Origin of the sequence: Listeria rocourtiae FSL F6-920 (genome assembly GCF_000525975.1) — a bacterium.
In the GTDB taxonomy this organism is placed as follows: Bacteria; Bacillota; Bacilli; order Lactobacillales; family Listeriaceae; genus Listeria_A; species Listeria_A rocourtiae.
In genome coordinates, this window is record NZ_AODK01000062.1 from 1 (window position 1) to 6,823 (window position 6,823).

Consider the following 6,823-nt stretch of genomic DNA (forward strand, 5'->3'; position numbering starts at 1 on the left):
ATGAGAACGAAGTGAGCATGTAATCCATGTACTGTATCACGTGAAGCGCCTCCGGATCCAGCTTCAGAAGCCAGGCCCTCGAAATTTTCGTGGCCTCCATAAAAGTCAAAAGAGGACTTTTACTACGCCCCCTAACAAATTTTTTGGGGCCTAACGGGCTTCTTCAGCTTTGTTGTGGCTCTTAAGAAGCGTAGTATGCTGAATTAGAGCCTCAATATGCATGAGAACGAAGTGAGCATGTAATCCATGTACGGCATCACGTGAAGCGCCTCCGGATCCAGCTTTAACGGCCAACTCCTCGAAAACTTCACACCCTCCATAAAAAGCAAGAGCGGCTTTTTACTGCGGCCGCTCCAGCTTTTGTCGGAGCTGAACGGGCCGTTTCAGCTTTTCAAGGTTCTTTATACTTTCTTAAGCCCTCCTTCATACATCCTTGAGACATCCCTGTTATAGTTAACCTATCGAAAAGAAAGAAGGGATTGGGTGATTATGAGGGAAACAGTTTTAGAGACCGCTGCGCTTTCGAAAAAATTCGGAAATAATTATGCGGTGAATCATGTAAATATGACGGTTCAAAAAGGAGATATTTATGGCTTTATTGGTAAAAATGGTGCTGGTAAAACGACTTTTATTCGTTTGGTAACGGATTTAATGCATACGGATGGTGGGGATATAGCGCTTTTTGGCTCAAGTCATCCGAAAGATATGCATCAAGCTCGTACGAGAATTGGTGCGGTTATCGAGGGGCCTTCCTTATATCCTAATTTAACCGCCTATCAAAATCTAAATTACTATATTCTCCAAAAAGGAATTCCCGATAAGAAACGTATCGATGAGGTTCTTGAGTTTGTGGGCTTGGAGAATACTGGTCGCAAAAAGTATCGCAATTTTTCGATGGGAATGAAGCAACGTCTGGGCATCGCGCTTGCTATCTTACATCATCCAGACTTTTTAATTTTGGACGAGCCGATTAATGGGCTTGATCCGATGGGCATTATTGAGATTCGAAACATCATTCTAAAATTAAATGAAACTTACGGCACGACAGTTTTTATCTCAAGTCATATTTTGACGGAATTAGCACTAGTCGCAAATCGCTATGGAATTATCAACAACGGACGTCTCGTAAAAGAGCTGTCAAAAGAAGATTTAGAGTCCGAAAGCAGGCGTTACTTGGTACTAAAAACGGTGAATAAAGAAGCTGCGACGATGCATCTTGAGAGCTTATTGGAACTGCATCAATACGAGGTGCATAGTGACGGCAGTATCCGTATTTTTGAATACATCGATCAGCCGGAAAAAATCAGCCAAGTTATGTTTGATGCAGGAGTTATTATTACAGAGTTGCGTGTCGTTGAGGCGAATTTGGAAGATTACTTTATAGATTTAATTGGAGGGGAAAATCAATGATTGGATTGATTCGAGCAGATAGCTATCGTTTAACGAAAGGGAAAATATGGATGCCTTTAGTCACGCTAATGGTTATTGCGGTGATGGTAGCTGGTTTGATATATTTAGCACTAAATGTAGATTGGATATCCTTATCACAAAGCGGTGAAACGCTCACACCAGCTGATAAAGCATTGCTTAGCCAAACATTAACCGGGACAGAGATGAGTCAATTGATGCTATCTTTTAGTATCGTACTAGCTATGGCATTTATCTCGATATTCTCCAACCTATGGAGTATTGAATTTTCAGCAGGCGTGGCAAAAAATGTTCTCGTATCAGGTGTTTCACGCTCCACCTTTTACTTCTCAAAGCTTGTCACAGGATGGGCAGTCGGTGCTTTGATGCTAGTCGTATATACGGCATCCATCGCGATATCAGCGCAACTTTTTGTTGGTCATGTTGATTTTGTGACTATTTTACTTGGAATGTTAGCACAACTACCTTTATACTTAGCGCTTATCACGATTGGATTTTTTATCTTCATCCTAATTCCGAAAGAAAGCATCGCAATAGTGACGTATATTTTGACATTTTTATTCATCGAGCCGATTATTAAAAACCTTGTGAATGTCTTCTTACCAAAATGGACGGTTATTAAAGATATGTTTCTATTCAGCAAAATTAGCGTCATGTCTGACCTTTCTGCATTGAGCCAGCACGTAATCATGACGAATATTTTAACAGGATTAGCATACATGGTGATTTTTACAATATTAGGCTGGTTATTATTCCGATTTAAGGAAATCAAGTAATATGATAGAATAGAGACGAGGAAGGGAGCGGATGAGCATGGTTTATCTTCTAGGAGCAATAATTGTCATGTTGTTAGGCTGGATTATTTTAATCAAAAAACAACTACGAACAACGTCTACAAAAATAAAGGATATTGCAACAAGGCGTGATTCAAATGAACAATTGACAATGGATGTAGCCTCACCAGAAATCAGGCAACTGCTCCTTCACGTCAATGAATTGTTAGAAGCAAAGTCGAAAACGGAGCGCCAATTTCAGAGTTTAAACAAGGAATTACGCGAGACCATCGAAAATGTTTCCCATGATTTAAGAACGCCATTAACTTCCTTGTCCGGGTACTTACAATTAATGGAACGCGATACATTAACGTCTGAAGAACGCGAAAAATATAGCCTCATCATTAAAAATAAAATCCAAACACTGACCGAGCTTGTCGAGAATTTCTTTGTGTTGTCGAAACTATCGAATGAGGAAGGGAAGTTACGTCTAGAATCCATGAACTTATCTGATTTTATTACAGAAAGCGTGGCCTCATATTATGAAGATTTTTCAAGAAAAGGTATTACACCGGAGCTTTTGATTGCGGCCGGCATTGAGGTGAATGCAGATCGTAAAGCACTGCAACGTATGGTAGATAACTTTATTTCGAATATGTTGAAGCATGGAGATGGCCCAATGAGTATAGCGCTCACAAAACAAAATGGCAAGGCTGTTTTGGCTTTTTCGAATCGGGCGAGTCAATTGACAGAAGCAGATGTGCCACGTTTGATTGAACGATTTTATACTGCTGACCGAGTTCGCAGTGGCAATAATACAGGGCTAGGTTTGGCGATTATCGATCTATTAACAAAAAGATTAGGAGCCAGTTTTACAGTTAAGTGGAGAGATGAGATATTAATGTTTACAGTTATTTTTAAATAATAAAAGCGCTGAAATCATGAGTTTTAAGAACTCTAATTTCAGCGCTTTTTGATGATTTTTAAACGACGGTGTTTTCGCTATTCTCAGCTTCCATTCCTTCGCGTCGTAATTTTATCAGTCGTACTATGTTGACAATCAATGTTTTAGCGAGAGCGTATGTTGGCACGCCTAGAATCATACCTAGAATTCCTGCTAAATTCCCGGCTACAATCAGGATGATAATAATTGTTAGTGGGTGAATGGCTAATGATTTACCCATGATGTAAGGCGATAGCAAGTTTGAATCGATTTGCTGTACGATAGTTACGACAACGATAACTAGAACGGCTTGTAAAGGTGAATCAAATAGGGCAACAATGACAGCTGGAGCTGCCCCAATAAATGGTCCCAAGTAAGGAATAATATTCGTCACACCAGCGATTAGGCCAAATAAAAGAGCGTATGGTTCGCCGATAATGAAATAACCAATCATCGTAAAAATACCAACAAACATACAATCAATTGCTTGGCTAGAAATATATGTTGAGATGGTCTTATTCATTGCTTGAATAATTTCACGTGCCTCCGTACGAATGCCTTGTGGGAAGAATTTCTCACTAGAATTAAGGAACTTATGACCGTCTTTAAACATGTAGAATAAGATAAATGGAACAGTCACAAGAATCATAACAAAGCTGGAGATAAAGCCAAAAATCAAGCCCAAGCTACCACTTAAACTACCAACAACAGTATTTAAAAGCTTTGGAATCGAAATATTTAGCTTCTCCATCTCCGCTTTAATATCGACATTTTTGATATTGCTATCCTTCACTAAATTATCCCACCAATGTTGGAATTGTTCCCAATATTGCGGAGCAGCTTTTACAAGTGAAGCAACTTGATCTGCTAAAATTGGTCCGAGCTGCACGACTGCAAGTACTAAAATCGTGATAAAGGCGACAAAAATACTTAAAACACTAACTAAGCGAGGAACCTTTCTTTTTTCCAGGAATAAAACGATTGGGTTAAATAGATAAAATAAAAAACCAGCAATCAGAATTGGAAGAAATAGCGTCGAAACGATGACTCCAATAGGTGCGAAGATAAAACTCATTTTATTAAGTACGAATAAGATAACAACTAATGCAAGAATTTCTAACGTCCAGAAAAATAATTTGGACTCTTTGAAGCGTGATATTTTCATGATAGGTCCCCTTTCTAAACTGGATTTGCAAGAAAGTAATCTTAACAAGTCCAGCGATTTCCATATGTATACTATCAATAATAGTAACATTATCGCTGGGAAAAAACCACTCAAATCTATAACTTGACATATTCCGAGCGGTTGTTATACAATATATATAACAGTTGTAGAGAGAAGGTGCATGGATGTTACTTCAAATAGATTTGCAAGCCGAGGAGCCCATTTATACACAAATTATGCACCAAATTATTGAAGGTATCGCGAAAAAAGAGCTGAAACCTGGTGATGATTTGCCGTCTGTGCGTAGTTTAGCGAGTGATATTGGTATCAATTTTCATACTGTGAATAAAGCATACCAATTACTAAAACAGGAAGGCTATATTTTGATTCACCGTCAAAAGGGAGTAGTTATCCACCCGGATGGCGTTGAAAAAGCAACGGAAGCCTTTTATGAAAAGTTGAGAAGAAAAGTGAGGCCGCTCATTGCAGAATCTATTTCTCGGTCTGTTTCCAAAGTGGAGTGGGAGAAGATTTGTGCTACTATCTATGATGAGATTAAACCTGAGGAGGAGCAATAATGGAGACGCTAATTTTTATCGCAATGATGCTTGTGATTGTTGTATTACAAGCTGTGACGCCCTATGTTATTCGCCGCGGGGAGAGCTTTGGCGTAATGGTAGGTGAAAAAGCTGCGAATTCTCCAGACTTACGTAGAATGAAACGTCAGTTCTTGCAGTGGAATGTAGTAGTAGGAATTACAATAACGGCTGTGGCAACGCTATGCTTAGCTGTAACGCCAAATGAGAGTTGGCAGGCTACTATCTTTATCATTTCGATTTTTGTCATCCTTATCGTCTCGTTCCTCATATACATTCGATTTTATAAAGCGTCCCTTGCTTGGAAGCGTGAGAATTTGCAAATGAGCGGAGAGAGAATGGAAATAGTTATGGTAGAAACAACATTCCATCGCCAAAAACGAACGATTTCATATGTGTGGTACTTAATTCCTTTAGTGTTAATTTTTATTACCATAGGGCTAACAATTATTTATTACAATCAAATCCCAAGCCAAATTCCGATGCATTATAATTTTGCTAATGAAGTAACAAGAGTCGCAACTAAGAGTTATCGGACTGTCATGATGATACCAGTGATGCAAATGCTTATGTTGGGACTGTTTATGTTTATCAACTATATGATGTCACGCAGTAAACAAGTGATTGATAACGACAATCCAACAGATTCAATGAAAAGAAGTGTTCTTTTTAGGCTAATCTATAGTAAATTCAACTTATGTATGTGTATACTACTGATTACACTATTTATGGTTATTCAACTATCGTTTATCTTTCCTATTTCGCCAACAATTATTGCTACCATGACAATTGCTGTAATCATCATTATATTCGCCGGCTTAATTTTTCTGATGCTGTGTGTTGGCCAAGGTGGCAGTAGAATAAAACTAGATGAAAATCCACAAGAAAATCAATCTAGACCGGTTCGCAGTGATGACGAGAACTGGAAGTTCGGCGTATTTTATTTCAACCGCAGAGATCCAGCCATTTTTATTGAAAAGAGATTTGGTGTTGGTTGGACAATCAATATGGCTAGACCAATCGCGTGGATATCTGTCGTTGCAATTATAGCTATCATTATAGTAATTAGCATCCTCTTTAGCTAAGTTCGAAGAGGTCGAGATAAAACGGTTCTGAAGTAGAGAAGTCAGAATAGGAAATCTAATGACTAGTTCCCTATTCTGACTTTTACTATCAGTCCTTATATTTCTGAATATTCTTTTAATAAAGCAAGCAACACGACTCTGTAGCCGAAAAGGAGGCGAGCTATCATAAAACTTTCTTGAATTTCAGTTTACTCGAGCTTGCTAACTCTACTCCTAACAGAAGAAAATAATGCATATTATATTAGATAGGTGCAGAGTTAATCATCACGCTTTTTGCTAATAGATTTATTTGAGTTAAGCAGATTTCTATACATAAAAATAGAATGTTATACACACACTGATTTTTAAACCAACGGATGTAACATTCTATTTTTGTAATGAGCCGTGATGGGCTCGAACCATCGACCCTCTGATTAAAAGTCAGATGCTCTACCAACTGAGCTAACGGCTCTAAAAATGGCTGGGCTAGCTGGATTCGAACCGGCGCATGACGGAATCAAAATCCGTTGCCTTACCGCTTGGCTATAGCCCAATAATATGGTGGAGGGGGGCAGATTCGAACTGCCGAACCCGAAGGAGCGGATTTACAGTCCGCCGCGTTTAGCCACTTCGCTACCCCTCCATAATAAAAACGCAATCGATAATGCTAATTGTAGAAATAAAAACGAAAAGTCTGGCTAAATTTATTTCTAGAGCACTGTTCTTTTAGTATGAAAATTACAGATAAATGGTGGGGGCTAACGGGATCGAACCGCTGACCCTCTGCTTGTAAGGCAGATGCTCTCCCAGCTGAGCTAAGCCCCCATCACTAATACTATCTTATAATATAACAT

The 6,823-nt window shown here is 38.8% G+C and carries 6 protein-coding genes and 4 tRNA genes; 5 read left to right on the forward strand and 5 right to left on the reverse strand.

The genetic code is table 11. The features are described 5' to 3' along the window. The first annotated feature begins 489 nt into the window (after positions 1-489). Genes PROCOU_RS15150 through PROCOU_RS15160 form a run of 3 tightly spaced genes read left to right on the forward strand, consistent with a single transcriptional unit; the run spans position 490 to position 3,126 of the window. Positions 490-1,410, forward strand: a complete 921-nt coding sequence (locus tag PROCOU_RS15150; protein ID WP_036074034.1) for an ABC transporter ATP-binding protein — start codon at positions 490-492, stop codon at positions 1,408-1,410. Continuing rightward, on the forward strand, positions 1,407-2,204 hold the full coding sequence (locus PROCOU_RS15155) for an ABC transporter permease (protein ID WP_036074017.1): 798 nt from the start codon (positions 1,407-1,409) through the stop codon (positions 2,202-2,204). Before PROCOU_RS15150 ends, PROCOU_RS15155 begins: the two co-directional genes overlap by 4 nt. A 31-nt stretch (positions 2,205-2,235) precedes the next feature. Then, the gene (locus PROCOU_RS15160) at positions 2,236-3,126 is read left to right on the forward strand and encodes a sensor histidine kinase (protein ID WP_077913485.1); all 891 of its coding nucleotides are present in this window, start codon (positions 2,236-2,238) and stop codon (positions 3,124-3,126) included. A gap of 58 nt (positions 3,127-3,184) precedes the next feature. On the opposite strand, the gene PROCOU_RS15165 is transcribed toward PROCOU_RS15160, so the two are convergent. Beyond that, positions 3,185-4,309, reverse strand: coding sequence for an AI-2E family transporter (locus PROCOU_RS15165; protein WP_036074028.1), 1,125 nt, complete (start codon positions 4,307-4,309; stop codon positions 3,185-3,187). Between the two features lie 185 nt (positions 4,310-4,494). On the opposite strand from PROCOU_RS15165, the gene PROCOU_RS15170 reads away from it, so the two are divergent. Both PROCOU_RS15170 and PROCOU_RS15175 read left to right on the forward strand, forming a co-directional pair. Continuing rightward, positions 4,495-4,887, forward strand: a complete 393-nt coding sequence (locus tag PROCOU_RS15170) for a GntR family transcriptional regulator (RefSeq protein WP_036074030.1) — start codon at positions 4,495-4,497, stop codon at positions 4,885-4,887. After that, positions 4,887-5,990: a DUF1648 domain-containing protein gene (locus PROCOU_RS15175; protein WP_036074032.1), complete on the forward strand. Its 1,104-nt coding sequence runs from the start codon at positions 4,887-4,889 to the stop codon at positions 5,988-5,990. Before PROCOU_RS15170 ends, PROCOU_RS15175 begins: the two co-directional genes overlap by 1 nt. Before the next feature lie 378 nt (positions 5,991-6,368). Here the strand turns inward: PROCOU_RS15175 and PROCOU_RS15180 are convergent. From PROCOU_RS15180 to PROCOU_RS15195, 4 genes are all read right to left on the reverse strand, one after another. Then, positions 6,369-6,441, reverse strand: a tRNA-Lys gene (locus PROCOU_RS15180). 6 nt (positions 6,442-6,447) lie between these two features. Beyond that, positions 6,448-6,522 (reverse strand) — tRNA-Gln (locus tag PROCOU_RS15185). A gap of 6 nt (positions 6,523-6,528) precedes the next feature. Beyond that, a tRNA-Tyr gene (locus PROCOU_RS15190) sits at positions 6,529-6,612 on the reverse strand. 106 nt (positions 6,613-6,718) lie between these two features. Then, positions 6,719-6,794 (reverse strand) — tRNA-Val (locus PROCOU_RS15195). Positions 6,795-6,823 lie beyond the last annotated feature (29 nt).

Bases quoted from the DNA above. Each gene is read 5' to 3' on its own strand.
- PROCOU_RS15160 (WP_077913485.1), top strand. From the start codon at position 2,236: ATGAGCATGGTTTATCTTCTAGGAGCAATAATTGTCATGTTGTTAGGC.
- PROCOU_RS15165 (WP_036074028.1), bottom strand. From the start codon at position 4,309: ATGAAAATATCACGCTTCAAAGAGTCCAAATTATTTTTCTGGACGTTA.
- PROCOU_RS15175 (WP_036074032.1), top strand. From the start codon at position 4,887: ATGGAGACGCTAATTTTTATCGCAATGATGCTTGTGATTGTTGTATTA.
- PROCOU_RS15155 (WP_036074017.1), top strand. From the start codon at position 1,407: ATGATTGGATTGATTCGAGCAGATAGCTATCGTTTAACGAAAGGGAAA.
- PROCOU_RS15170 (WP_036074030.1), top strand. From the start codon at position 4,495: ATGTTACTTCAAATAGATTTGCAAGCCGAGGAGCCCATTTATACACAA.
- PROCOU_RS15150 (WP_036074034.1), top strand. From the start codon at position 490: ATGAGGGAAACAGTTTTAGAGACCGCTGCGCTTTCGAAAAAATTCGGA.